The 25,705-nt window shown below is 64.0% G+C and carries 25 protein-coding genes and 1 riboswitch; of the genes, 10 read left to right on the forward strand and 15 right to left on the reverse strand.

Annotated elements, in window-relative coordinates:
• Window positions 1–10: 10 nt before the first annotated feature.
• The 4 genes from R3E77_03730 to metK all read right to left on the reverse strand — a co-directional run bounded on the left by R3E77_03730 (window position 11) and on the right by metK (window position 4,508).
• Window positions 11–898, reverse strand: coding sequence for a TraB/GumN family protein (locus R3E77_03730; protein ID MEZ5498526.1), 888 nt, complete (start codon window positions 896–898; stop codon window positions 11–13).
• Window positions 841–1,632: a metallophosphoesterase gene (locus R3E77_03735; protein ID MEZ5498527.1), complete on the reverse strand. Its 792-nt coding sequence runs from the start codon at window positions 1,630–1,632 to the stop codon at window positions 841–843. The genes R3E77_03730 and R3E77_03735 overlap by 58 nt, the downstream gene beginning before the upstream one ends.
• A gap of 159 nt (window positions 1,633–1,791) precedes the next feature.
• Window positions 1,792–3,210 (reverse strand): adenosylhomocysteinase, encoded by a 1,419-nt coding sequence (gene ahcY, locus R3E77_03740; GenBank protein MEZ5498528.1) that lies wholly within the window; start codon window positions 3,208–3,210, stop codon window positions 1,792–1,794.
• Between the two features lie 31 nt (window positions 3,211–3,241).
• Window positions 3,242–3,315, reverse strand: a riboswitch (S-adenosyl-L-homocysteine riboswitch).
• 17 nt (window positions 3,316–3,332) lie between these two features.
• Window positions 3,333–4,508, reverse strand: a complete 1,176-nt coding sequence (gene metK / locus R3E77_03745) for a methionine adenosyltransferase (protein ID MEZ5498529.1) — start codon at window positions 4,506–4,508, stop codon at window positions 3,333–3,335.
• A gap of 146 nt (window positions 4,509–4,654) precedes the next feature.
• Between metK and tkt the strand changes: the two genes are divergently transcribed.
• The 6 genes from tkt to R3E77_03775 are packed head-to-tail and all read left to right on the forward strand — an operon-like array spanning window position 4,655 to window position 12,357.
• A complete protein-coding gene (tkt, locus tag R3E77_03750; GenBank protein MEZ5498530.1) occupies window positions 4,655–6,658 on the forward strand; it encodes a transketolase in 2,004 nt (667 codons plus the stop codon).
• Window positions 6,659–6,683: 25 nt separating this feature from the next.
• On the forward strand, window positions 6,684–7,697 hold the full coding sequence (gene gap, locus R3E77_03755) for a type I glyceraldehyde-3-phosphate dehydrogenase (protein ID MEZ5498531.1): 1,014 nt from the start codon (window positions 6,684–6,686) through the stop codon (window positions 7,695–7,697).
• 14 nt (window positions 7,698–7,711) lie between these two features.
• Window positions 7,712–8,884: a phosphoglycerate kinase gene (locus R3E77_03760; GenBank protein ID MEZ5498532.1), complete on the forward strand. Its 1,173-nt coding sequence runs from the start codon at window positions 7,712–7,714 to the stop codon at window positions 8,882–8,884.
• Entirely contained in the window at window positions 8,884–10,314 is a 1,431-nt protein-coding gene (pyk, locus tag R3E77_03765) for a pyruvate kinase (protein MEZ5498533.1), read from the forward strand. The genes R3E77_03760 and pyk overlap by 1 nt, the downstream gene beginning before the upstream one ends.
• An 11-nt stretch (window positions 10,315–10,325) precedes the next feature.
• Window positions 10,326–11,171, forward strand: coding sequence for a MoxR family ATPase (locus R3E77_03770; GenBank protein ID MEZ5498534.1), 846 nt, complete (start codon window positions 10,326–10,328; stop codon window positions 11,169–11,171).
• Window positions 11,161–12,357, forward strand: coding sequence for a VWA domain-containing protein (locus R3E77_03775; protein MEZ5498535.1), 1,197 nt, complete (start codon window positions 11,161–11,163; stop codon window positions 12,355–12,357). The genes R3E77_03770 and R3E77_03775 overlap by 11 nt, the downstream gene beginning before the upstream one ends.
• A 13-nt stretch (window positions 12,358–12,370) precedes the next feature.
• Here R3E77_03775 and R3E77_03780 read toward each other — a convergent pair whose 3' ends face one another.
• Window positions 12,371–12,913 (reverse strand): peroxiredoxin, encoded by a 543-nt coding sequence (locus R3E77_03780; GenBank protein MEZ5498536.1) that lies wholly within the window; start codon window positions 12,911–12,913, stop codon window positions 12,371–12,373.
• A 112-nt stretch (window positions 12,914–13,025) separates the two neighbouring features.
• Between R3E77_03780 and R3E77_03785 the strand changes: the two genes are divergently transcribed.
• Complete coding sequence (locus R3E77_03785) at window positions 13,026–14,231, forward strand: patatin-like phospholipase family protein (protein MEZ5498537.1); 1,206 nt, start codon at window positions 13,026–13,028, stop codon at window positions 14,229–14,231.
• A 69-nt stretch (window positions 14,232–14,300) separates the two neighbouring features.
• A complete protein-coding gene (locus tag R3E77_03790; protein MEZ5498538.1) occupies window positions 14,301–15,245 on the forward strand; it encodes a DUF2167 domain-containing protein in 945 nt (314 codons plus the stop codon).
• A gap of 32 nt (window positions 15,246–15,277) precedes the next feature.
• On the opposite strand, the gene mgtE is transcribed toward R3E77_03790, so the two are convergent.
• From mgtE to R3E77_03835, 9 genes are all read right to left on the reverse strand, one after another.
• Window positions 15,278–16,633 (reverse strand): magnesium transporter, encoded by a 1,356-nt coding sequence (mgtE, locus tag R3E77_03795; GenBank protein MEZ5498539.1) that lies wholly within the window; start codon window positions 16,631–16,633, stop codon window positions 15,278–15,280.
• Between the two features lie 118 nt (window positions 16,634–16,751).
• Entirely contained in the window at window positions 16,752–17,657 is a 906-nt protein-coding gene (gene rapZ, locus R3E77_03800; protein ID MEZ5498540.1) for an RNase adapter RapZ, read from the reverse strand.
• Window positions 17,658–17,666: 9 nt separating this feature from the next.
• The gene (gene raiA / locus R3E77_03805; protein ID MEZ5498541.1) at window positions 17,667–17,984 is read right to left on the reverse strand and encodes a ribosome-associated translation inhibitor RaiA; all 318 of its coding nucleotides are present in this window, start codon (window positions 17,982–17,984) and stop codon (window positions 17,667–17,669) included.
• A gap of 35 nt (window positions 17,985–18,019) precedes the next feature.
• Complete coding sequence (locus R3E77_03810) at window positions 18,020–19,450, reverse strand: RNA polymerase factor sigma-54 (protein ID MEZ5498542.1); 1,431 nt, start codon at window positions 19,448–19,450, stop codon at window positions 18,020–18,022.
• Between the two features lie 5 nt (window positions 19,451–19,455).
• Window positions 19,456–20,181: an LPS export ABC transporter ATP-binding protein gene (gene lptB / locus R3E77_03815; GenBank protein MEZ5498543.1), complete on the reverse strand. Its 726-nt coding sequence runs from the start codon at window positions 20,179–20,181 to the stop codon at window positions 19,456–19,458.
• Window positions 20,178–20,774, reverse strand: coding sequence for an LptA/OstA family protein (locus R3E77_03820; GenBank protein ID MEZ5498544.1), 597 nt, complete (start codon window positions 20,772–20,774; stop codon window positions 20,178–20,180). The genes lptB and R3E77_03820 overlap by 4 nt, the downstream gene beginning before the upstream one ends.
• A complete protein-coding gene (gene lptC / locus R3E77_03825; GenBank protein MEZ5498545.1) occupies window positions 20,755–21,309 on the reverse strand; it encodes an LPS export ABC transporter periplasmic protein LptC in 555 nt (184 codons plus the stop codon). The genes R3E77_03820 and lptC overlap by 20 nt, the downstream gene beginning before the upstream one ends.
• A complete protein-coding gene (locus R3E77_03830) occupies window positions 21,306–21,752 on the reverse strand; it encodes an HAD hydrolase family protein (GenBank protein MEZ5498546.1) in 447 nt (148 codons plus the stop codon). Before R3E77_03830 ends, lptC begins: the two co-directional genes overlap by 4 nt.
• 44 nt (window positions 21,753–21,796) lie before the next feature.
• Complete coding sequence (locus tag R3E77_03835; protein MEZ5498547.1) at window positions 21,797–22,807, reverse strand: KpsF/GutQ family sugar-phosphate isomerase; 1,011 nt, start codon at window positions 22,805–22,807, stop codon at window positions 21,797–21,799.
• A 104-nt stretch (window positions 22,808–22,911) separates the two neighbouring features.
• Between R3E77_03835 and R3E77_03840 the strand changes: the two genes are divergently transcribed.
• Both R3E77_03840 and murA read left to right on the forward strand, forming a co-directional pair.
• Window positions 22,912–23,169 (forward strand): BolA/IbaG family iron-sulfur metabolism protein, encoded by a 258-nt coding sequence (locus R3E77_03840; protein ID MEZ5498548.1) that lies wholly within the window; start codon window positions 22,912–22,914, stop codon window positions 23,167–23,169.
• A gap of 12 nt (window positions 23,170–23,181) precedes the next feature.
• Window positions 23,182–24,441, forward strand: coding sequence for a UDP-N-acetylglucosamine 1-carboxyvinyltransferase (gene murA / locus R3E77_03845; protein ID MEZ5498549.1), 1,260 nt, complete (start codon window positions 23,182–23,184; stop codon window positions 24,439–24,441).
• A gap of 33 nt (window positions 24,442–24,474) precedes the next feature.
• On the opposite strand, the gene R3E77_03850 is transcribed toward murA, so the two are convergent.
• On the reverse strand, window positions 24,475–25,617 hold the full coding sequence (locus R3E77_03850) for a trypsin-like peptidase domain-containing protein (protein MEZ5498550.1): 1,143 nt from the start codon (window positions 25,615–25,617) through the stop codon (window positions 24,475–24,477).
• Window positions 25,618–25,705: the final 88 nt, after the last annotated feature.

Raw genomic sequence — 25,705 nt, forward strand, 5'->3', positions numbered from 1 at the left:
TGCCGCGAGACTATTGGTGCATCAGTTGTGGCGCAAGTCCATCCCGCTGCATGAGCCGCACGAGGCCATCATCGCCTACCAGGTGCAGTGCGCCGACGACGACGAGATAGTCATCATCGCGCGTCAGCAGCTCGCGGATGGCAGGTATCCAGCGTTGATTGCGTTCGCGCACGAGCGGCGCATAGAGTTCGGGAAATTCCTTGTACTCCTGCAGCAGCAGTTTCTCGAGCCTACCCAGATCGCCGCTCTGCCAGGCCGCGATGAGCGCGGAGGCTTCGCCGGCAATTTCGTCGGATTCCGCCAGCGTCAATTGCAGGAAACGCGCCTGGACCCTGGCAGGGAGCGCATCAAGCAACGACAGTTGCTGCTCGGCCGTCTCGAGACCGCTGATATCCTTGCCATCGCGCGAGGCGAGTACTGCGAGCTGGCGCTCCACCCCGGCATTCGGATCAAATCCTGCATGCAGCAATGACAATTGCGCGATGGTCAGTGCCACGACCCAGGGTTCCAGTCCGTCGAGCGCTTCGACCGGTATGCCGAGTTGCGCGCTGGTCCTGCCAAGTTGCACATAGGCCGCGGCGCCGATCACGTCGCGCAAACTGCGCGCCGGCGGCAAATGACCTTGTTCGCTCATGAACCGCGCCACCGCCTGCTGATCGATGTCGTCCATGTCAATTTCCATGACCAGGTGCTCGGCATCGTCATAAGCCTGCAGCATGTCCGCGGGAAGCGCCGCCGCGTCCGCGGTCAGGAGGTGGATGCTGCCTGCGACGTAGACCGTGTTCTTCGTACCCTGCAGCCGATAGACGGCGCCGTCGGCGAGCGTCGGGCCCGCGGCGCTCAGGCCACAGAGCAGGACGGCCAGGCGCCGCCCGAGTCGCGCAATCCCTGAAGCCATACGACCTCCGTTTCGATGCTGCCGTCCGCGCACAGTCTAAGCCGGCGGTAGCCGGGCGGGCGTACATCGACGGCGAAATTCTCTGCATGCGGCAGGAACTGCGTGCAGGTCGAGGGCGTTGCGAGCAGGCGAATCCGGCCGAGTCTGCCGTCGTACGCCTGGTGCACATGACCCCAGAGCATGGCACGGAGGTTGGGATTGCGTTCGGCGAGCGCGAGCAAGGCGTCCGCGTTCGCGAGGCCGACTTCGTCCAGCCAGCGACTTTGCATCGGTACCGGCTGGTGATGCAGGCACAACAGCACATGCTTGTCGGTGGATGTGCATTGCCGGGCCAGAACATCGAGCCGCGCTGCGTCCACCGCGCCGCCCGCACTCGCCATCTTCGTGCTGTCGAGGAGCGCGATGCGCCACTCGCCGAGATCGATGTGCCCGTCCGTCTGGAACGGGGCAGCGCGCAGTTGCGACCGCATGGCCGCCACGTCATCGTGATTGCCTGGTATGCAAAGGACAGGTTTGCCGAAGTCTGCGAACAGGTCGCGGAAGTGGCGGTAGCCGTCGGCATCATCCTGCACGATATCGCCGGTCACCAGGATCAGTTCGGCCGCGTCGATATCCGCGGCGGCATGCGCGAGCACCGCGCGCAGGGCAGGCAGGGTGGCCACGCCGCGCAGGCTCCCGTCCGGGTCGCCGTGAAGATGCGTGTCCGTGAACTGGATGACGGGGATGTTGTTCATGGGCCGGGATTCATGCACTCACCGGCATCCTAGCAAAGCCGCCTGCCGCGATTAGTGACCGGGATCAAGTGACCCCGGCCAGCCAACCGCGGCTGGTGCTATGTCGCGTCCGGGCGCTCAGGAATGTGACCTGGGACCGGCGTGCAGCGATATGTCCGATCAGTAGCGGTAGTGATCGGCCTTGTACGGTCCCTGTTTTGCGACACCTATGTAGCGAGCTTGCTGGTCGGTCAGTTCGGTCAACATTGCGCCGAGCTTGGTCAATTGCAGCCTCGCAACCTTTTCGTCGAGGTGCTTCGGCAGGACGTGCACGCCGACCGGGTAGCGATCGGGATTGGTCCACAGTTCGATCTGCGCGATCGTCTGGTTGGCGAACGACGAGGACATGACATAGCTCGGATGACCGGTCGCGCAACCGAGGTTCACCAGGCGCCCCTGGGCCAGAAGTGTGATCCGGTGGCCGTCGGGGAAGATGATCTGGTCGACCTGTGGCTTGACGTTCTCCCACTTGAAGGAGCGCAACCCGGCGACATCGATTTCGTTGTCGAAGTGCCCGATATTGCAGACGATGGCCTGGTCTTTCATGCGCTGCATGTGGGCGGCAGTGATGACATGGAAGTTGCCGGTCGCGGTTACGAAGATGTCGGCCTTGTCGCAGGCGTAGTCCATGGTGACGACCCGGAAGCCCTCCATCGCCGCCTGCAAGGCGCAGATCGGATCGATTTCGGTCACCCAGACCTGCGCCGACAGCGCGCGCAATGCCTGGGCCGAGCCCTTGCCGACATCACCATAGCCGCAGACCACGGCGATCTTGCCGGCGACCATCACGTCGGTGGCACGCTTGATGCCATCGACCAGCGATTCGCGACAGCCGTAGAGGTTGTCGAATTTCGATTTGGTCACCGAATCGTTGACATTGATCGCCGGGAACGCGAGATGACCTTCCTTCGCCATCTGGTAGAGGCGCTTGACGCCCGTAGTGGTCTCCTCGGTGACACCGCGCACCTTCGCAAGGCGCGAGGAGTACCACTTCGGATCGCGCTTGAGCGTGGCCTTGATCGAGGCGAACAACGCTTCTTCTTCCTCGTTGGATGCATGTGCGAGCAGTGAGCTGTCCGCTTCGGCTTTCGCGCCGAGATGCAACAGCAGGGTCGCATCGCCACCATCGTCGAGGATCATGTTGCTGAAATTGCCATCCGGCCAGGTGAAGATCCGGTGGGTGTAGTCCCAGTATTCCGTGAGGGTCTCGCCCTTGTAGGCGAAGACCGGCACACCAGTCGCGGCGATCGCCGCCGCGGCGTGGTCCTGCGTCGAATAGATATTGCACGACGCCCAGCGCACTTCCGCGCCGAGTGCGGTCAGCGTCTCGATCAGCACCGCGGTCTGGATGGTCATGTGCAGCGACCCGCTGATGCGGGCACCGCGCAAGGGCTGGGTAGGCGCGAATTCTTCGCGAATGGCCATCAACCCGGGCATTTCGGTTTCGGCAATACGGATTTCCTTGCGGCCCCAGTCGGCCAGTGCAAGGTCCGCAACCTTGTGGTCCGCCTTCGCGGCGGCCTGAACAACAGCGCTCATGGTGTATGCACTCCGTTTATCTTGATTGAAAGATCAACGGGCGCCGTTGCCGGTTTGATGTTCAGCGAGCCTGGCCCGAACCGGGCTGCAGCGCCCCTCGCCGAACGAAATGCTATTTTGCGCTAGCGAGCGGGAATTTTCACCCCTGCATCTTCAGCCAGGGCGCGTGCCTTGTTGGTGCGTTCCCAGCTGAACTCAGGCAATTCCCGACCGAAATGCCCGTAGCTCGCGGTAATCTGGTAAATCGGGCGTAGCAGTTTCAGCATTTGCCGCAATCCATAGGGTGTCAGGTCGAAGTGCCGGCGGACCAGACCGGTGAGTGCTGCGCGTTCGATCTTGCCGGTGCCGAAGGTTTCGACCGTGATCGACGTCGGCTCGGCAACACCGATGGCATAGGACACCTGCACTTCGCAACGCTCGGCGAGACCTGCGGCGACGATGTTCTTCGCGACATAGCGGCAGGCATAGGCGGCGGACCGGTCGACCTTCGACGGATCCTTGCCCGAGAACGCGCCACCACCGTGTCGCGCCATGCCGCCATAGGTGTCGACGATGATCTTGCGGCCGGTCAGGCCGCAATCGCCAACCGGACCGCCGATGACGAATCGGCCGGTGGGGTTGATATGGAACCTGGTGCCCTTGTGCACCCAGCGCTTCGGCAGCACCGGTTTGATGATCTCCTCCATGACGGCTTCCTGCAGCGTACGCCGCGAGACGTCCGGGTCGTGCTGGGTGGAGAGCACCACGGCTTCCACGGCCACCGGCCGGTGTTCCTCGTAACGAAGGGTCACCTGGCTCTTTGCGTCCGGGCGCAGCCAGGACAGGTTGCCGCGCTTGCGCATGCGTGCCTGGCGCTCGACCAGGCGGTGCGCGTAGGTGATCGGCGCCGGCATCAGCACATCGGTTTCGTTGCTGGCATAGCCGAACATCAGTCCCTGATCGCCGGCTCCCTGGCGTTTTTCGTCCTTGCGGTCCACGCCCATCGCGATGTCGGGCGATTGCTTGCCGATGATGTTGATCACGCCGCAACTCGCGCCGTCGAAACCGATATCGGAATGGTCGTAGCCGATATCGAGTACGACCTTGCGCACCAGTGACTCGAGATCCACCCAGGCCGTCGTGGTGACCTCGCCGCCGAGTATGACGACGCCCGTCTTGACGAGGGTCTCGCAGGCGACGCGCGCCCGGCGGTCGCGCTGCAGTATGGCATCGAGGATGGCATCGGAAATCTGATCCGCGACCTTGTCAGGATGTCCTTCCGATACGGATTCGGATGTAAACAGAAAGCTTGATGCCATGAAAACGCCTCGCGAAAGTACCGGCGGGGCGATTATAGCGAGCGCGAATGCGCCGATGGGCCGAAGATTGCCCGCACAACCGTTGCTCCGGCTGTTGCGGTGTCGGACAATGCGCGCCCGCAAAATTCGCCCGGAAGTCCAAGTACATGCAACCCAGCCGTCGCCAGCTCGCCAATGCCATACGCGCCCTCGCCATGGACGCCGTTCAACAGGCCCGTTCCGGACACCCTGGTGCGCCCATGGGCATGGCCGATATCGCCGAAGTGCTCTGGCGCGACGTCCTCAAGGTCAATCCAGCGAACCCGGCGTGGTTCGATCGCGATCGCTTCGTGCTCTCGAACGGCCACGCGAGCATGCTCCTTTATGCAGTGCTGCATCTCGCCGGCTTTCAGTTGTCCATCGATGACATCCGCGCATTCCGTCAGCTCGATTCACGCACGCCTGGCCATCCGGAACGCGACCTGGCGACAGGGGTCGAGACCACGACCGGTCCGCTCGGCCAGGGCCTCGCGAATGCCGTGGGCATGGCAATTGCGGAGCAGCAGCTTGCCGCCACCTTCAACCGGCCGGGACACAAGGTCGTCGACCACCACACCTACGTGTTCGCCGGGGACGGCTGCCTCATGGAGGGCATTTCGCACGAAGCCTGTTCGCTCGCCGGCACGCTAGGTCTTGGCAAACTCATCGTCATCTACGACGACAACGGCATCAGCATCGATGGCAAGGTGAGCGGCTGGTTCACCGACGATACGCCACGGCGTTTTGCCGCCTATGGCTGGCAGGTCGTGCGCGATGTCGATGGCCACGATAGCGAAGCGGTTGCCGCGGCGCTGCGTCGCGCGCGCGCCAACAAACGCCAGCCGACGCTCATCTGCTGCAAGACGGTCATCGGCAAGGGCGCACCCAACAAGCAGGGCAGCAAGTCGACGCATGGCGAACCGCTCGGCGAGTCCGAAGTCGCGGCAGCGCGCGTCGCGCTCGACTGGCCTTATCCGCCATTCGAAATTCCCCCCGACATACGTGCCGCCTGGGACCGGCGTGATGCCGGCGCACGCGCAGAAAAATCCTGGAAGCGGCGCTTCAGTCGCTACCGCAAGGCGTTTCCGGAACTGGCGGCGCAATTCGAGCGGCGCATGCGCGGTGAGCTCGACGAGCGATTCGCGAGCGCGGCGAGCGACCTGCGGGAGGCTGCACGGCAGCTCGACAAGGCGCAGGCCACCCGCGTGTCCTCGCAGACCGCGCTCGAGGCGTTGGCGCCAGCGGTTCCCGAACTCATCGGCGGTTCGGCCGACCTGACCGGGTCGAACAACACCCACATCTCGTTTTCGCGTGCATTGACCAGCGCCGACCCGGCCGGCAACTACATCTACTATGGTGTGCGCGAATTCGCGATGACCGCCATCATGAACGGCCTTGCGCTGCACGGCGGCACGAGGCCCTATGCGGGGACGTTTCTGGTGTTTTCCGACTATGCGCGCAATGCCATCCGGCTTGCGGCGCTGATGCACCAGCCCGTCATTCTGGTCTATACGCACGATTCGATCGGTCTCGGTGAGGACGGACCGACGCACCAGCCGGTCGAGCACCTCGCGTCGCTGCGGGCGATGCCGGGTCTGTCGTTGTGGCGCCCCTGCGATGCCCTTGAAACCGCGATCGCATGGCAGCAAGCGCTCGAGCGGCGCGATGCACCGACGGCATTGGTCCTGACGCGCCAGGCGCTGGCACAGCAGCCACGCGACGATGCGGCGCTCGCGAGCTGTGCGCGTGGCGGGTATGTCCTGATCGATTGTACCGGCCATGCGGAGGCAATCGTCATCGCGACCGGGTCCGAAGTAATGATCGCCGCACAGGCCGTGCAGGAACTGAACGCGGCGGGCCGGCGGGTAAGGCTGGTGTCGATGCCGAGCACCGATGTATTCGATCGCCAGAGTACCGCCTACCGCGACAGCGTGCTGCCGCCGGATGTCACGCGGCGGCTTGCCGTCGAAGCCGCCAGCGCGCAAAGCTGGTGGCGTTATGTCGGTTCCGGCGGCCGTGTACTCGGACTCGACAGCTTCGGTGCATCGGCGCCGGCCGCCCAATTGATGCAGAAATTCGGGTTTACGGCGGCCCGGGTGCGCGAGATGGTCGAACAACTGCTGCAAAACTGAGAAAATGCCGCCAGGAGGACGCAACATGGCAGTCAAGGTAGGAATCAACGGTTACGGACGGATTGGCCGCAACATCCTGCGCGCGCTCTATGAGTCGCGCCGCACAGGCGACATTCAAATCGTTGGCATCAACGATCTGGGCGATGCCAAGACCAACGCACATCTGACCCGCTACGACACGGCGCATGGGCGCTTTCCCGGCGAGGTGACGGTCGACGGTGATGCAATGGTCGTCAATGGCGATCGTATCCGGGTGGTCGCCGAACGTGATCCCGCGAAGCTGCCGTGGCGAGAACTCGGCGCCGAATTCGTGCTCGAGTGCACGGGGCTCTTCACCAGCAAGGCCAAGGCCGGCGCGCACCTCGCTGCGGGCGCGCGCAAGGTAGTCATATCGGCACCGGGCGATGCGGACGTCGATGCAACCGTCGTCTACGGCGTCAACCACGATACGCTGAAGGCCGCGCATACGGTCATATCGAACGCCTCCTGCACGACCAACTGCCTGGCGCCGCTCGCCAAGGTGCTCGATGACTCGATCGGCATCGACTCGGGCCTGATGACCACCATTCACGCCTATACCAACGATCAGGTGTTGACCGACGTCTATCACAAGGACCTTCGCCGCGCGCGCTCGGCAACCCAGTCGATGATTCCGACCAAGACCGGCGCCGCGGCAGCGGTCGGGCTGGTATTGCCGAAGTTGAACGGGCGGCTCGACGGATTTTCGGTGCGCGTGCCCACCATCAATGTATCGCTGGTCGATCTGACATTCCGGCCCAAGCGCGCAACCAATATCGAGGAAATCAACAAACTGATGAAAGCGGCCGCGGCCGGAGCTCTCAAGGGCATACTCGCCTACTCCGATGGCCCCCTGGTTTCGGTCGACTTCAACCACGATCCGCATTCTGCGACCTACGACGCAACCATGACCCGCATGATCGGCCAGGACCTGACCAAGGTCTGCGCCTGGTACGACAACGAATGGGGTTTCTCCAACCGCATGCTCGATACCACGCTCGCCTGGTCGCGCGCCAAGTGACAGCAGTCATTCGCATGGCCGATCTCGAGTTGCGGGATCGGCGGGTGATGATTCGCGAAGACCTGAACGTCCCGCTGCACGACGGCGCCGTGGCAAGCGATGCGCGCCTGCGCGCGGCACTACCGACCATCGAGTTGGCACTGCAGAAGGGCGCGAGTGTCATACTGCTGTCCCACCTTGGCCGGCCGAAGGAGGGCGAGGCCGACGCGAGCCTCTCACTCGCTCCCGTCGCGCGGCGACTCGGCGAGCTGCTCGGGCGCAAGGTGCCGCTCGTCGAGAACTGGCTGGATGGCGTCGCCTGCGGGCCGGGCGAAGTCGTGCTGTGCGAGAACGTGCGCTTCAATCGCGGCGAGAAGAAGAACGATCCTGCGCTCGCGCGCCGCATGGCCTCGTTGTGCGATGTGTTCGTGATGGATGCCTTCGGCACGGCGCATCGCGCTGAAGCGAGCACTCATGGTATCGCCGAATTTGCGCGCGTGGCCTGTGCCGGGCCCTTGCTGGTGGCCGAACTCGAGGCCCTCGACCGGGCGCTTGGAAATCCAGCGCGTCCGGTTGCTGCAATCGTTGCCGGCTCCAAGGTATCGACCAAGCTCACTGTGCTCGAGGCGCTGCTCGCCAAGGTCGACGAACTGATAGTTGGCGGCGGCATCGCCAACACGTTTCTTGCCGCCGTTGGTCATCCGGTCGGCAAGTCGCTATACGAGCCCGACATGCTCGACGTCGCGCGCGGACTCCTCGACAGCGCGCGCAAGCGCGGCTCGAGGATTCCGCTGCCCACCGACGTGGTCGTCGGCCAGGAATTCGCGAGTACGGCCCATGCCGATATCCGCGCGGTCGGTCAGGTCGGCAACGATGAAATGATCCTCGACATCGGACCGGACACCGCCCAGCACTATGCCGAGCTGCTGCAGGACGTCGGCACGATCATCTGGAACGGTCCGGTCGGTGTATTCGAATTCGACCAGTTCGGCGAGGGAACCAGGGTGGTCGCGGAGGCGATCGCCCGCAGCAAGGCATTTTCGATCGCCGGCGGCGGCGACACGCTGGCGGCCATCGAAAAATATGGCGTCACCCACGGCTTGTCCTACATCTCGACGGGCGGCGGTGCCTTCCTCGAATTCGTCGAAGGCAAGACTTTGCCGGCGGTGGCGATGCTCGAGCAGCGCGCTGCGGCTGCCAGCACCTGATGCGTCGCCGCACGAAAATAGTCGCGACCCTTGGTCCAGCGACCGACAGCCTCGCGACGCTATGCGAGATGATCGAGGCGGGCATGAACGTCGCCCGGGTCAATTTCTCGCACGGCAAGCCCGAAGATCATCGTCAGCGTATCAAGCTGCTCAATGAGGCGGCACTACGCACCGGGCAATATGTCGGCATCCTGGGCGACCTGTCGGGCCCGAAGATCCGCATCGAGAGCTTCCGCGACGGATCGGTGCAACTGCATGAAGGCCAGCCGTTCGTTCTCGATATCGGTCTCGACCCCGCGAATGGCGATGCCGAACGGGTCGGCGTCGCCTACAAGGACCTCGCAACGGATGTCTGTGCCGGTGACGCCCTGTTGCTGTCCGACGGACAGATCGTGCTCGATGTCGTGCGCGTCGCGGCCGGCCAGATCCACACGACGGTACGCAACGGCGGCGAACTTGGCAGCCGCAAGGGACTCAATCGCCACGGCGGCGGCATTTCGGCGCCCGCGCTAACCGAAAAGGACATGGCCGATATCCGCTTCGCCGCGGAGCTCGGCGTCGACTACCTGGCGGTGTCCTTTGCGCGCAGCGCCGCCGATATCAAGCAGGCGCGGGATCTGCTTCTCGCGGCGCGCGGCCACGCCAGCATCGTGGCCAAGATCGAGCGGCACGAGGCCGTGGAGAACCTGCCCTCGATCATCGCCGCGACCGATGCCGTCATGGTCGCGCGCGGCGATCTCGGCGTCGAAATGGGCTATGCGGAAATCACGGGACTGCAGAAGACGATCATCGAACAGACCCGCAACCGCAATCGCGTGGTGATAACGGCGACGCAGATGATGGAGTCGATGATCTCGAGCCCGGTGCCGACCCGCGCCGAGGTGAGCGATGTGGCCAATGCGGTCATGGACGGCACCGATGCCGTCATGCTCTCGGCCGAGACGGCAACCGGAAAGTATCCGGTCAAGGCAGTCGCGGCGATGGCCGAGGTGATCGCAGGTGCCGAGAAGTACCAACTGACACATTCGAGCTATCGTTCGCGGCGTGAAGGGCAGTTCACTCGCAGCGACGAGGCGATCGCGGCGGCGGTCATGTACACGGCGAATCACCTCAAGGTCGCGGCGATTGTTGCATTGACGGAATCGGGTTCGACGCCGTTGTGGATGTCGCGCATCCGCTCGGACATCCCGATCTATGCCTTTACCCGTCACGAGGCCACGCGTCGGCGTGTTACCCTCTATCGCGGCGTTTATCCCGTGCCTTTCGATATTCCCGACGCCGATGCCCAGCAGCTCTATGCGTCGATCTTCGCCATGCTGCTGCAGCTCGAGCTGGTGCGGGAAAACGATCTGCTGATCCTCACCAAAGGCGAACTCACCGGAGTCACCGGAGGCACCAATTCAATGAAGATCCTTCGCGTAACGGCCTGAAGATCATGACCATGCAGAAATTCAACGGTAGCGAGCGATACGTTGCAACGCCCGATTTGACCATGGCAGTCAATGCGGCGGCCACGCTTGGCAGGCCGCTGCTGGTCAAGGGCGAGCCGGGCACAGGCAAGACCCAGCTGGCCGAGGAAGTGGCTCGCGAACTCGGTTTCCCGCTGTTCGAGTGGCACGTCAAGTCGACCAGCAAGGCCCAGCACGGGCTTTACGAATACGACGCAGTATCGCGCCTGCGCGATTCGCAGCTCGGCGATCCGCGCGTCGCCCAGATCGGCAATTACATCGTCAAGGGCAAGCTGTGGGAGGCCTTCGAGTCGGCGACGCAACCGGTGCTGCTGATCGATGAGATCGACAAGGCGGACATAGAATTTCCGAACGATCTGCTCCGGGAGCTCGATCGCATGGAATTCTATGTCTATGAGACTCGCGAACTCATCAAGGCGCATCATCGCCCGATCATCATCATCACCAGCAACAACGAGAAAGAACTGCCCGACGCGTTCCTGCGCCGCTGTTTTTTTCACTACATCCGTTTCCCGGATCCACAGACCATGACGCGCATCGTCGACGTGCACTTTCCGAAATTGAAGAAAGAGCTGCTTGCCGAAGCCTTGCAGGCCTTCTTCAGGGTGCGCGAAACGCCTGGTCTCAAGAAGAAGCCATCGACATCCGAACTGCTCGACTGGATCAAGCTGCTGCTTGCCGAGGACATCGCGCCGGAGGCGCTGCGCAGTGACGACGCCAAGTCCTTCGTGCCGCCCCTGTATGGCGCGTTGCTGAAGAACGAGCAGGACGTGCATCTGTTCGAGCAGATCGTGTTCCTGCATCGTCGTGCTCGTTGAGTTCTTCTTCGGTCTGCGTGCTGCCGCCCTGCCGGTCAGCATCACCGAATTCCTGACCTTGCTGGGCGCGCTCGAAGCGCGGCTCGCATTCATGTCGCCGGAGGATTTCTACCACCTGGCGCGCCTGTGCCTGGTCAAGGACGAGCGGCACTTCGACCGCTTCGACCGTGTCTTCGCCGAGTATTTCGCGGGCGCCGAACGACGCTTCGAAGTGCTGGTTCGTGACCTGCCTGCCGACTGGCTGAAGGCGCTTGCCGAACGCAATCTCACTGACGCCGAAAAGAGCCAGGTCGAATCCCTCGGCGGTTGGGAGAAGCTTCTTGAGACCCTGCGGGAAAGACTCGCCGAACAAAAGGAGCGGCATGCGGGCGGCAGCAAGTGGATCGGCACTTCGGGCACGTCGCCTTTCGGTGCCTATGGCTACAATCCCGAGGGCGTGCGCATTGGTCAGCAGGCCTCGCGCCATCGACGTGCGGTCAAGGTCTGGGACCGACGGGAGTATCGCAACTTCGACGATTCGATCGAACTTGGCACGCGCAATTTCAAGATGGCGTTGCGACGCCTGCGTCGTTTCGCGCGCGAAGGATCGGAGCTCGAGCTCGATTTGCCCGGGACGATAGGCGCCACGGCCAGGAATGCCGGGCTGCTCGACCTGCAACTCGTGCCGGAGCGGCGCAATGCCGCGCGACTGCTGCTCCTGCTGGACGTCGGTGGTTCGATGGACGATCACATACGTGTGACGGAAGAACTGTTCTCGGCGGCGCGCAGCGAATTCAAATACCTTGAATATTTCTATTTCCACAACTGCGTCTACGACTATCTCTGGCGCGACAATCGGCGCCGCCACAGCGAACACATTCCCACCCTCGATGTGATACGCCGCTATGGGCGCGAATATCGCGTCATCGTCGTCGGCGACGCGACCATGAGTCCGTACGAGATTTCACAGCCCGGTGGCAGCGTGGAGTACTGGAACAAGGAATCGGGCGCCGTGTGGATGGAACGCCTGACTGCGCATTTTTCCCGCCTCGCCTGGCTCAATCCCGAGCCGCAGGAGCGTTGGCAGCACACACCCTCGCTACGAATGATGTCGCAGCTGGTGGGCGAGCGGATGTTTCCGTTGACGCTTGCCGGCCTCGATCAGGCGATTCGCGCGCTGCGTCAGCGCGCGCCGCTGCCGGCCTGAGCGCGTCGCGTCGCTACATTGCCTGGTGTTGCTTCTGCAGCGCCGCGAGATCAGCGAGTAGCTCGCGCGCGTGGCTCTTGGGGTCGACTTTCGCGTAATGCCTGGCGATGCGCCCCTCGGGATCGATAATGAACGTTTCGCGGCGCGCGAGCTCCATGACCCCCAGGGCGCGATATAGCACGCCGTAGCTTGCCGCGACCTTCTTGGCGGAGTCGGCCAGCAACGGGAACGGCAGACTGTGCTCGGTGGAGAAGGACTTGTGGGAATCGACGTCATCGACGCTGATGCCGAGCACCGTGGCGCCGGCCTTGCGAAACGCGAAGATGTTGTCGCGAAACTCGCAGGCCTCGGTGGTGCAACCGGGGGTCGCATCCTTGGGATAGAAATAAAGCACGACCCAGCTGCCTCGCTTCGAAGCCAGGCTGATGCTCTCGCCGTGCTGGTCGGGCAGGGTGAATTCAGGCGCCATGGATCCGACCGGCGGCGCGCCAGCCGAGACGGCGCCGGCACAGCACAACAGGAGCACGGCTGCACAGCCGGACCAGGTCTTATTCATGTTGAACTCCAGCACTGGGGTACCATTGCCACGATGACGATCTTAGCAGTCACTGCTGGTGCGGTCGCCTCCCGAGTCGGTGCGATCGCGCCAGTCGCCGGAAACATGTTGCTTGGCCACGACTGATGCAACGAGCGGGCCGCAGGGACCGCGGGTAGGGCTGCTGCTGACGGGCGGTGGCGCCCGTGCCGCCTATCAGGTCGGGGTATTGAAGGCGCTGCGTCGCATCCTGCCCGAGCAGCCGAATCCGTTTCCGATCATCGTGGGCACTTCAGCGGGCGCGGTCGCCGCCTGTGTGCTTGCGAGTGAGGCGCGCCGCTGGCGTCGCGGCGTCGCCGGGCTCGAGCGCGTGTGGGGCAATTTCAGGGTGCAGCAGGTCATTCGGGCGGATGCGGTGACCATGTTGCGCAGCGGGCTGCATTGGCTGCTGTCATTGATCTCGGGAGGCTACCTGCTGGCGCCGCCGCGTTCGCTGTTCGACAACAGTCCGTTGCGCGAGCTCCTGCAGTGGAGTGTCGACTGGGACGCGATCCGCAGCAATGTCGGCGACGGTCGATTGCATGCACTCGCCCTTTGCTCGACGAGTTACCGCGACGGCCGCTCGGTGGCATATTTCACCGGTGCGCCGCAGATCGAGGATTGGTCGCGTGCGCAGCGCATCGGGCGCCGTACGGAACTTGACCTCGACTACCTGATGGCAAGCACGGCGATTCCGTTTCTTTTTCCGGGCGTGGCCATCAACCAGGAATTCTTCGGCGACGGTGCCATGCGCCAGTCCTCGCCATTGAGTCCCGCAATCCATCTGGGCGCGGACCGCTTGTTGATCCTCGGCGTTCGGGCGGTCGCGGCGGCCGGCACCGGCATGATGCTCGAGTCGCAGGCGGCACCGACACCCGGCCAGTTGTTCGGTTTCATGCTCGATACGTTGTTTACTGATCAGGTGCACGCCGATATCGAGCAGCTCGAGCGCGTCAATCGCCTGCTGCGCGCAAGCGACAAGACCCAAAGCGCCGTGCGACCGGTCGAGAGTCTCGCTATCGCGCCGAGTGTCGATCCGCGCGAAATTGCCGCCCGACATATCGGCAGCCTGCCGCGCAGCCTCCGTTCGCTCCTGTCGGTCATCGGCGCTCGTGGCCGGGCAGGCAATCTGCTCGCGAGCTATTTGTTGTTCGAGTCGACCTATACACGAGAACTGATCGACCTGGGTTATCGCGACGCCATGCGCTCGCGCGATGAACTGTACTGCTTCATCACCGGGCGACCGCCCGAATGTGCCGGCACCGGTCGGCGAATGGCGTCCGGCCTGCGCCGGGCGTAGGATTGCCCGCAGGTCTTCGAACTGGGCGCGCCGTGCTTCGGTTCGATTGGTTTCAAAGGGAGTATTGCCATGCAAGGCTATTGTCGGTTGCCGCTCGTCGCGGCGTTGTTCCTGGCTGGCACACCTTTGTGGGCCGAAAGCGATGCCGTCGAAACGGAACCCGCCGGATCTGCCGAGGCAGCGGAATCTGCCGGGTCGCCAAGCCCAGCCTGGGCGGCGGTGCAGCGCGCCATGCAGCCTGGACCGACGCGAATCACCCTGCGCGACCAGGCGCAACTCGAAATGCCGGGCGGCTATGCCTGGGTGCCGCGCGAAGAGGCGAGCCAACTGATGCGCGAGTCCGGCAATACCCCGGATGAGCGTCTCTACGGCATGGTCCTGCCCCTCGGCGAGGACGAGAACTGGTGGGTCACGGTCGAATTCGAGGACGCAGGCTATATCAAGGACGACGATGCGCGCGACTGGGATGCGGACGAACTCCTGCAGAGCCTCAAGGACGGCACCGAGTCGGCCAATGAGTACCGCGAGAGTGTGGGCGCGAGCGCGATCCAGGTGACGCGCTGGATCCAGTCGCCGCAGTATGACGCGACCAGTCACAAACTGGTGTGGTCGGCGGAGGCCGTGCTCAAGAAAGGCGAGGACCCCGATCCGACCATCAATTTCAATACCTATGTCCTTGGTCGCGATGGCTATCTATCGATGAATCTCATCACGAGTGCGAGTCAGGTCGATTCCGACAAGCGGGCTGCGCGGCGGCTCCTCGATGGATTGGAATTCATTCCCGGCAAGCGCTATGCCGATTTCGATCCGAAGACCGACAAGGTTGCGGCCTATGGCCTCGCGGCGCTGGTGGCAGGCGCGGCGGCCAAGAAGCTCGGTCTGCTCGCGGTCATTGCGGCATTCTTCGCGAAATTCTTCAAGCTGATCCTGGTCGGCCTGGCCGTAGCAGGCGGCTGGATCACCCGTATTTTCAAGGGCCGCAAGGCAGATGCAGCGGATTCCGGGCAGTCATGACGGCAACGAGGTGAGCGCGGCGAGCGCCACGCTCAGGTAAGGAACAGTGTGCCGAGCCCTAGCAGGGTCGCAAAGCCGATGCAGTCGGTGAAGGTGGTGAGTATCACGCCCGCGGACAATGCCGGGTCGATGCGCAGGCGGCGCAGGGCGAGCGGTACCAGGACACCGACGGCCGCCGCCGCCAGGAGGTTCGCCAGCATCGATGCGCCGATGATCAGCGCAATGGTCCACCGGCCGAACCAGGCCGCGGTAATGAATCCGACCACGATCGCCCAGATTACGCCGTTCAATCCACCGACAGCGATTTCCTTGAACAGGAGCCAGCGCGCGTTCGCCCACTGCACCTGACCGAGCGCAAGGCCACGGATGATCAGCGTGACGGTTTGTGTGCCGGCGATGCCGCCCATGCTGGCCACGATGGGCATCAGTGCGGCAAGTGCCGCGACTTTCTCGATGGTTCCTTCGAAGCGTCGCACGACGAGTGCCGCTATCAATGCCGTGATCAGGTTGATGCCGAGCCACAGCAGGCGTCGCCGGGCGGACGGCAGGATGCCGGCAAAGACGTCTTCTTCGTCCGATAGTCCCGCCATCGACAGGACCGAGTGCTCCGCTTCCTCGCGGATCACGTCCACGACATCATCGACCGTCACGCGCCCGAGCAGCTTGCCATCGGCCGATACCACTGCGGCGGATACCAGGTCGCGGTCCTGGAAGAGTTGCGCTACATCGTGCGCCGAGGTTGCCGGATCGATTCGCGGCGCATCGCTGTCGATGGTATCGGCAACCAGTCGGTCCTCGTCTTCGATCAGGATGCTGGTAAGCGCCAGGGTGCCGAGGTAGCGGTCATTGCGATCGACGACGAACAGGCTGTCGGTGCGCTCCGGCAGATCCTTGCGCATGCGCAGATAACGCTGCACGACTTCGATCGTGACATCCGGCCGCACACTGATCGTATCGGTGTTCATCAGGCCGCCGGCCGTGTCCTCGTCGAAGGCAAGTACTGCGCGCAGGCGCTCGCGATCGCGGCGATCCATGGCGGTGAGCAATTGCCGGTTGACGGCCTCCGGGAGGTCTGCGACCAGGTCGGCCAGATCGTCGACCTCGAGCCCTTCGGTGGCGGCGATGAGTTCTTCGGCTTCCATGCTCGCGATCAGCTTGGCGCGGATCGGTTCGCTCAGCTCGACGAGGACATCACCTTCGATTTCGGCATCGACGAACTCCCAGACGACATCGCGCTGCGTCGGCGGGAGCGACTCGATGAGCGAGGCGATTTCCGCCGGATGCATCGAGTTCAGCATGCGATGGGCGGCTCGCAGCGTGCCCTGGTCGAGCGCCGCGAGCAGCGCCGCCAGGCGGCCTTCTTTCGCCGATTTTGCAGCTTCGTTCATGGGGAGGACCGTTGCCAAGTGGCGCTGCCCACCATGATCTACCCGCCGATCGGCAAACAGCACTCGAATGGGCGCCGAGTGTAGCCGCAGCGCGCTTGCGGGGAAAGTTGGCGGGAGCTCAGGCGCTCCCGGATTCGTTCGCCGTGACCAGCTGCGCGGCGCCGAGCGCCGAATGTCGGCCGATGACACGGCCGTGGGTCGTACGGAACCTGGCGACCAGCTGCTCGACCATATAGACCGAGCGGTGCTGGCCGCCAGTGCAGCCGATTGCCACTGTCAGATAGTTGTAACCATTGGTCGTGAACTCCGGAATGCGCGCGGCGACGAAGCTGGTGATGTCATCGAGCAGTCGACCGACACTGCGATGACTTTCCAGGAACTTGATGACCTCGGTATCGCGACCAGTGAGCAGCCGCAGGTTGGGTTCCCAGTAGGGATTGGGCAGCGTGCGGGCGTCAAAGACGAAATTGGCATCGCCCGGTATGCCATTCTTGTAGCCGAACGATTCGAAGGCGAGTGAAATGCCGCGCGGCGCGCGCCGCTCGATGCGCCCGTTCACGACATCGCGCAGTTCGTGCACGCTCATGCGCGAGGTATCGATGACCAGGTCAGCGGCATATGACATGGGTTCGAGCAGGCGCCGCTCTAGCGCGATCGCCTCCTGCAGGCCGAGGTCGTCGCGGCTCATCGGGTGACGGCGGCGCGTTTCGGTGAACCGGCGCAGGAGCTCTTGATCGCTCGCTACCAGGTAGAGCACCTCGCAGCCGATGCCGCTTCGTTTGAGTTCCGCGACCAGCGTGGGTAGTCCGCCGATTTCCTCGCCGGTATTGCGTGCATCGATCCCGACCGCCGTGCGCTCGTAGGCCGGATTGCCGCTGCGGACGGTGTGGGAGATGAAGGACTTCAGCAGCGCAGCCGGGATATTGTCGATACAGTAGAAACCCAGATCCTCGAGCACGTGCAGCGCCACCGACTTGCCCGAGCCGGACAGTCCGCTAACGATGATCAGGCGCATTCCGGCCATGCGACGGGATCAGAGCCTGGCGCTGCGCACCTCGGCAGCGTGATGATCGTTGAGTTTCTCCTTGTGTTTCTTGACGCGCCTGTCGAGTTTGTCGGTCAGTGCATCAATCGCCGCGTACATGTCGCCCGCCGTGGCGTCGGCAAAAATGGGACCGCCGCCAACATGCAGCGTGGCCTCGGCCTTGTGCCGGTCCTTCTCCACCGTCAGGACGCAATGGATGTCGATCACCCGATCGAAATGACGAACGATACGCTCGAGTTTCTTCTCGACGTAGCTGCGCATCGGGGCTGTGACGTCCACATGGTGTCCGGTGACGGAAATCTGCATGTTGCTCTCCTTGTGGCATGATGAATTGGAACCGTTCAATTCGGCGCGCTGCGCCGGCGCTCATTGGACGGAGCGATACCAAGCGCCTCGCGGTACTTCGCGACGGTGCGGCGCGCAACCGCAATGCCCTCCTCTGCGAGCATGGCGGCAATGCGGCTGTCGCTCAGCGGATTGCGCGCGTCCTCCTCGCGGATGAGGTTGCGAATCTTGGCGCGGATCGCAATCGATGATGTTGCCGAACCGTCCCCGCCTTCCAGTTGACTCGAAAAGAAGTACTTGAGTTCAAAAACGCCGCGGGGCGTGTGCATGTACTTCGACGTGGTGACGCGCGAAATGGTCGATTCGTGCATTTCGATCGCTTCGGCGATGTCTTTGAGGATCATCGGCCGCATATGCTCCTCGCCGTGTTCGAGGAACTCGCTCTGGCGCTCGACGATGGTGCGCGCCACCTTCAGCAGCGTGTCCTGGCGCATCTCCAGGCTCTTCAGCAGCCAGCGCGCTTCCTGCAGCTGCGAGCGCATGACCGCATGGCCGGAATTGCGACCCAGCAGATTGACGTAGCCCTGGTTCAGGCGCACTCGCGGCAAGGTTGCCGGGTTTGCCTCCACCGACCAGCCATTCTCCGTGCGCCGCACGATTACATCGGGGATGACGTACTCGGCCGACGCGCCGCTGACCACCGCACCGGGGCGCGGATGGCAGGAGCGCACCAGCGCGAGCGCATCCGCGATCTGCTGCTCATCCACCACGAGCAGGCGGGCGAGGGCAGCCGTATTGCGCTCGGCAACGAGGTCGAGGTGCGACGCTGCGATGCGCAGGGCGATCTCGAGCGCCGGCGTCTGTGGATCGAGCTGCGCGAGCTGCAGGGCGATGCATTCGCCGACGGAGCGGGCGCCGACGCCCGGTGGATCGAGTGACTGCACGACCGCGAGGGTATCGGCGAGTTCCTGTTCACTTGCCTCGATTTCGGGACGCAGCGTCGCTGCGATCTCCGCAAGATCGTCGATCAGGTAGCCATCATCGTTGATGGCATCGACGATAGCGGTGGCAATGGCGAGCGTGCGCGCATCGAGGCGCGCAAGTTCCAGCTGGCCAAGCAAATGCTCGGACAGCGAGGTGGCTGCCTGCTCGGCGAAATCCTGTTGCCGCTCGTCATCCTCGGCATTCCAGGCCGAATCGGCCGATCCGGCGGCGCTCGTGCTCCAGCTGTCCTCGACGACCTCGACCTTGGGCGCCTGGTCCTGCCGCTCCTGGGCAGGTCGCTCGGTCAGAGGCGATACGCCGATGAAACTTCCGGTCGTTTCGCTGTCCTCCAGCGCCTCGAGCATGACGTTGCTTTCCAGCAACTCGCGCACATGTGCGGCGAGTTCGAGCGCGGGCATTTGCAGGAGGCGGATCGCCTGCTGCAGCTGTGGCGTCATGGTCAAGGTCTGACCGAGCTTCAGCTGCAGGGAGGGTTTTAGCATCGTGTTCAGAGGCGAAACTTCTCTCCCAAGTACACCTCACGGACTTGGGGGTTGGCAAGAATTTCCTCGGAAGTTCCGCAAGCGATCACAGTTCCCTGGCTTACGATGTAGGCACGCTGGCAAACGCCCAGGGTTTCACGCACATTGTGGTCGGTTATGAGCACGCCAATGCCCTTGGCGGTCAGTTCGCCGATTATTTTCTGAATGTCGAGTACCGACAGCGGGTCGACGCCGGCAAACGGTTCATCGAGCAATATGAAGCGCGGTTCGGCCGCCAGCGCGCGCGCGATTTCAACCCGGCGCCGCTCGCCGCCCGACAGGGACAGGCCGAGACTGTCGCGCACATGGCCAATCCGCAGTTCATCGAGGATCTGCTCGAGACGGCTGCTGCGGGCCGCACCGTCGAGGTCGGCGCGCGTCTCGAGTATGGCGAGAATATTGTCGGCGACGCTCAGCTTGCGGAAAACCGACGCTTCCTGCGGGAGATAACCAATGCCGAGCCGGGCGCGGCGATGGATCGGCAGATGCGTGATCTCGGTGTCGTCGAGGTGGATCTGTCCAGCGTCGCAGGGCACGAGACCGACGATCATGTAGAACGCAGTCGTCTTGCCTGCGCCATTCGGTCCGAGCAGCCCGACGGTCTCGCCCGAGCCTACCTCGAGGCTCAGGTCGCTCAAGACACGTCGCGATTTGTAGGATTTGGCGAGATGGCGCGCGCGCAGCAGGCTCACGGTTTGCTTTCCGGCCGGATGGTGATGCGCACCCTGTCGTCGGCATCCTGGGCATTGGCGTTCACCCTCTGGGCGCGCAGGTCATAGATGAGTTCACGGCCCGAGATTTCGTTGCGCCCGTCGGTGAGCCATGCATCGCCCGCGAGCCGGATCGCGCCGTTTGCGAGATCGTATTCGATGCGGTTGGCGCGCCCGCGCGCGAGTTGGCTGCGATCGCGCAGTTGCTGCTCGAATTGAGCCGGCGTGCCGCTGATGCTGGCCGAGGCAACGCGCCGACCGACGATGCGTACTTTCGCATCGCGCGATTCGAGGCGGCCGCCTTCCGCGCGGATGTGCACGCCGCCGCTCAATTGCCATTCGGAATTCTCATACATGTCGCCCGATGCGCGCGCTTCACTCGCCTCGATGTGCACGTCGTTCTGGCTGATCACCACATCGTGGAATATGAGTACGTTGGCGCCGTAGTCGAGCGATGTCGAGCGTGCCGAAATGTCAAAGGGCGCATTGCCATCGAGCTGCGCTGGCGACTGTGCAGCCGCCACGCTACCCGCGGCGATCAGCAGCAGGATGGAGCTAAGGTTGGAACTGGCCATGGATCTGCGATTCTAGCTGCACCTTGCGGGCCTTCAAATCGGCGTCGAGGCCGACACCGGTAAGGCGTTGCTCGGCGAACAGGATTTCCACGGTGGCCGCGCTGGTAATCCTTTCGGCCTCGACATCGAACTGCAGGCTGTCCGTGCGCAGGCGCAGCGGCCGCGGTTTGTCTGGCCCCGATCCGTCGACCTGAACCGCACCGGTGAGCGTAAAGCGCTTGCCACCGGCGTCGACGGTAGCAGACTGCGCGCGAAGGTCGTAGTCATCGCCCGCACCTGTCTGGTAGCGCATTGTTACGGTATCGAGGTTCACGGCGCTTTGCGGCGCTGACTGCGTGATCGTCGCGGCATGCAGCACGTAAAGCGTCTTGCCATCGCTGCCGGTTTCGAGAATTTCCGCGTCGCGAGCGAAATATCCCGAGTCTCCGTTGCCCTTGTCGGTGATGTTGGCGCTGCTGTCGCGCGACATCGGATCGCAGGCGGCGATGGAGCCGGCCAGGACGATGGCACATGCCGGTGCGAGGTAACGCATCATCTTCCAGCCAACAGCCAGTCGCACACTTCGCGCACGGCGCCGTCGCCACCCGCCAATCGCGTCACGCGCCGCGCCGCGCGTCGCGCATCAGCGTGCGCATCGGCCACCGCGATCGGCAGGCCGACATGGCGCAGCAGCGCTACGTCGGGGCTGTCGTCTCCGATCGCCGCGCAGGCTGCCGCCGGCAGTCCGAGCCGGCGCAGCAAGGACTCGAGACAGCCAAGCTTGTCGCCGATTCCCTGGAAGACGTGTCGCAGCCCCAGCTCGCGACACCGGCGCGCTACCGCCGGCGAGCGCCGCCCGGAAATAACCGCTACCTCCACACCCGCTGCGAGCAGCGTCTTGATGCCGTGCCCGTCGCGCACGTGGAAGACCTTGAGCACTTCGCCGCGGCTGCCGTAATGCAAGCGGCCGTCGGTGAGTACGCCATCGACGTCGAGCACCAGCAACCGGATCGCAGACCTCGACCGGCTTCGTCGCCGCGCTGTCACATCACACCGGCGCGCAGCAGGTCGTGAACATTCAGGGCGCCTACCACGCGTCGATCATCGTCGACGACAGGCAGTGCGGTGATCTTGTGAGTTTCCATCAGATGTACCGCGGCGGCAGCGAGTTCGCGTGGCGCAATGACCTGGCAGTCGCGCGTCATCAGATCGTTCATCCGTGCGCCGTCAAGCGGCAGCGACTTGTCGATCGCGCGGCGCAGGTCACCGTCGGTGAAGACTCCGAGCAGCCTGCCCTCTGCATCGGTCACCGTGGTCATGCCGAGTCCCTTGCCGGACATCTCGAGCAGGCCGGCGGCGAGGCTGACCTCCGGGAGTACCCTGGGCACGGCGGCATCGCGGCGCATGACATCGGCAACGTGCAGGAGCAGGCGCCTGCCCAATGCTCCCGCCGGGTGCGAGCGTGCGAAATCATCGCTGGTGAATCCGCGGGCCTCGAGCAAGGCGACCGCGAGCGCATCGCCCATGGCGAGCGTTGCGGTCGTGCTCGCCGTCGGCGCGAGGTTGAGGGGGCAGGCCTCCTTGTCCACGCTGACATCGAGCACCACATTGGCGGCCTGGGCGAGCGCCGAAGCGGGATTGCCGGTGAGGGCAACGACCGGGACGTTCAGTCGGCGCAAATGCGGCACGATCATCAACAGCTCCGCCGTCTCACCGGAGTTGGAAAGTGCGAGCAGCAGATCATCGCGCGTGATCATGCCGAGATCGCCATGGCTCGCTTCTGCGGCGTGCAGGAAGAACGCCGCCGTACCCGTGCTCGCGAGCGTCGCGGCTATCTTGCCACCGATATGTCCGGATTTGCCCATGCCGCTCACGACGACACGGCCGCGGCAGGCGAGTATCAGTTGGCAGGCGGCGGCGAAGGATGCATCGATGCGCGTGCGCAATGCCTGCAAGCCCGCCAACTCGGTCTCGAGGGCGCGCTGGCCCCAGGCGACGAGCTGGTCGGGATCGGATGTGAGGTGGCCGGGCGCAGTCATTGTGGCGTCTCTCATGATACCGCCTGACCCGATCACCGGGCGCTGTTTCGCTGCTGGCAGTACTTATTTATGATGGCGCAGTCTGGCCGCGCTGCGCCAGGCGCCGCGACAGGACCAAAATGCATCCCGATGCCGTTGCCAATCTGATCCGCCAGGCCATGCCGGGCGCCGAGGTCGAGGTACGTTCCGAGGACCAGACCCATTTCGCCGCACTGGTCGTTGCCGGAGAGTTCAAGGGCAAGCGCCCGCTCGCGCGCCATCAACTCGTCTACGCGGCGCTCGGCGAACTGGTCGGTCGCGAGATACATGCGCTCAGCATCGATGCGTTCACGCCAGCCGAATGGGCCGAGCGGCGCGAACAGATGTTGCGCGGCTGATCGCGATCCGCGATGGACAAGCTGCAGATCATTGGGGGGACGGCTCTTGCCGGCGAGGTGCGCATTTCCGGCGCCAAGAACGCGGCGCTGCCGATTCTCGCCGCGACCCTGCTAGCGGATGGTCCCGTAAGCATCGGCAACGTGCCGCATCTGCAGGATGTCACGACCTCGATCGAGTTGCTGGGGCGCATGGGTGTTGCAGTGACGGTCGATGAGCGCATGCGTATCGAGGTCGATGCGTGCGACATCCGCCAGTTCGTCGCACCCTACGAATTGGTCAAGACCATGCGGGCGTCGATCCTGGTGCTTGGCCCCTTGCTCGCGCGTTTCGGTCGCGCCGACGTTTCCTTGCCGGGTGGCTGCGCGATCGGCGCGCGCCCGGTCAATATCCATGTCTCGGGATTACAGGCGATGGGCGCGGAGATCGCCATCGAAGGCGGTTACATCCGCGCCCGGGCCGATCGCCTGCGCGGCGCGCGCCTGGTGCTCGACACGGTCACCGTGACCGGCACCGAAAACCTGTTGATGGCTGCCGCTCTCGCCGAGGGCACGAGCGTTATCGAAAACGCGGCGCGCGAACCCGAAGTGGTCGACCTCGCGAATTTTCTGAATGCAATGGGGGCGCGCATCCGCGGCGCCGGCACCGACACGATCGTCGTCGAAGGCGTGCAGACATTGCGTGGCACCCGCTACGATGTCATGCCTGATCGCATCGAGACCGGTACCTATCTCGTTGCCGCGGCAATTACGGGCGGCAAGGTGCGCACCCGCAATACCCGCGCCGAATTCCTCGATGCCGTGCTTGGCAAGCTGCGCGATGCCGGGGCCGAGATCACGACCGGCGAGAACTGGATCGAACTCGACATGCACGGCCGCCGGCCGAAGGCGGTTGACGTGCGCACCGCTCCCTATCCGGCCTTTCCGACCGACATGCAGGCGCAGTTCGCGGCGCTTGATACCGTTGCGGAAGGCGTCGGCACCATCATCGAGACCATCTTCGAGAATCGGTTCATGCACATGCTGGAGATGCGGCGCATGGGCGCGGAAATCCGGCTCGAGGGCAATACCGCCATCATCCAGGGTGTACCGCGCCTCACGGCTGCGCCGGTAATGGCCACGGACCTGCGCGCATCGGCGAGCCTGGTTCTCGCCGCATTGGTCGCCGAGGGCGAGACCACGATCGAGCGCATCTACCATATCGATCGCGGTTATGAGGCCATCGAAGAGAAATTGCAGCAGCTCGGCGCCCGGATACGGCGCGTACCGAACTGACGCTCGCGTCGATCGCGGCCGATCCTGCGCCGCCTACGGCGTCGCGGGCTGCTCGGCCACCGTGACCGCGACCTGCAGACGGCGCTCACCACGTTGCAGGGCGAGCAGCAGCTGCTCGCCGGGGCGGGTGTTCGCGATACGTACCAGCGCATCCTGGGCATTGGCAACCGCGGTGCCGCCGATCCCGAGCAGCAGGTCCCAGCGAGTGATGCCGGCGCGGTGCGCGGGGCTGCCGACATAGAGGTTCGAGACGATGACGCCGCCGCGAGGCAGGCGCAGCTGCGCGGCCAGCTCGGCCGGCACGTCGCGCAGCTCGACGCCGATCCAGCCGCGTATCACCCGGCCATGGAGCGTGATTTCGTTGACCACGCCGCGCACCAGGTTGACGGGGATCGCAAAACCGATGCCTTCGACGCCGGCATTCTTGGCGATGACTGCGGTGTTGATGCCGATCAGTTGACCGCGGGTATCGATGAGCGCGCCGCCGGAATTGCCGAAGTTGATCGGCGCATCGGTCTGGATGAAATTCTCGAAGGTGGCCACGCCGAGCTGGCCGCGGCCTGTTGCGCTCACGATGCCGTGGGTCACCGTCTGCGCAAGGCCCAGTGGATTGCCGATGGCGAGCACCACGTCGCCGACACGGAGCTGGTCGGACCGGCCGAGATGCATCACGGGCAGTCGCGGCAATTTCACCCTGAGCACCGCAAGGTCGGTGTCCGGATCCCTGCCGACGATGCCAGCATCGGCGATGCGACCATCCGCCAACTGCACACGGATGGCGGCGGCATCGGCGATGACATGGTGGTTGGTCACTATCAATCCCGATTCATCGACGATGACTCCCGAACCGAGGCTGCGCTCGATGCGTTGCCGATAGCGCGGCCAGAAATCGCCGAGCAGTTCATCGAGGGTCGTGGGGTCGACGCGCTCGGTGACGACCCTGGCGGTATAGATGTTGACCACGGCCGGTGCCGCGACCGCAACCGCATCGGCGTAGCTGGAGACCGCAGGCGAGGGCGCCGGCATGTCGCGTACCGTCGCTGCGGCGGGTGGAACCGTCGTCGGGTCGGGCGATCCCGCAGGCCGCAGGAGCTGCGGCCATAACGCAACCGCCAGAAAGGCAAGAGCGATTCCGGCAACTACCGACGCGCCGATCAGGGGCAGGAACCTTCGCAAAGCCGACGTCTCCCGGGACCGGGTTGACTACGATGACTGTGTATAATGCACCGTTTCCCGCGATTGCGACATCGCGCACCGTCGCTTG

The organism is Steroidobacteraceae bacterium (genome assembly GCA_041395505.1).
Lineage (GTDB): Bacteria > Pseudomonadota > Gammaproteobacteria > Steroidobacterales > Steroidobacteraceae > JAWLAG01.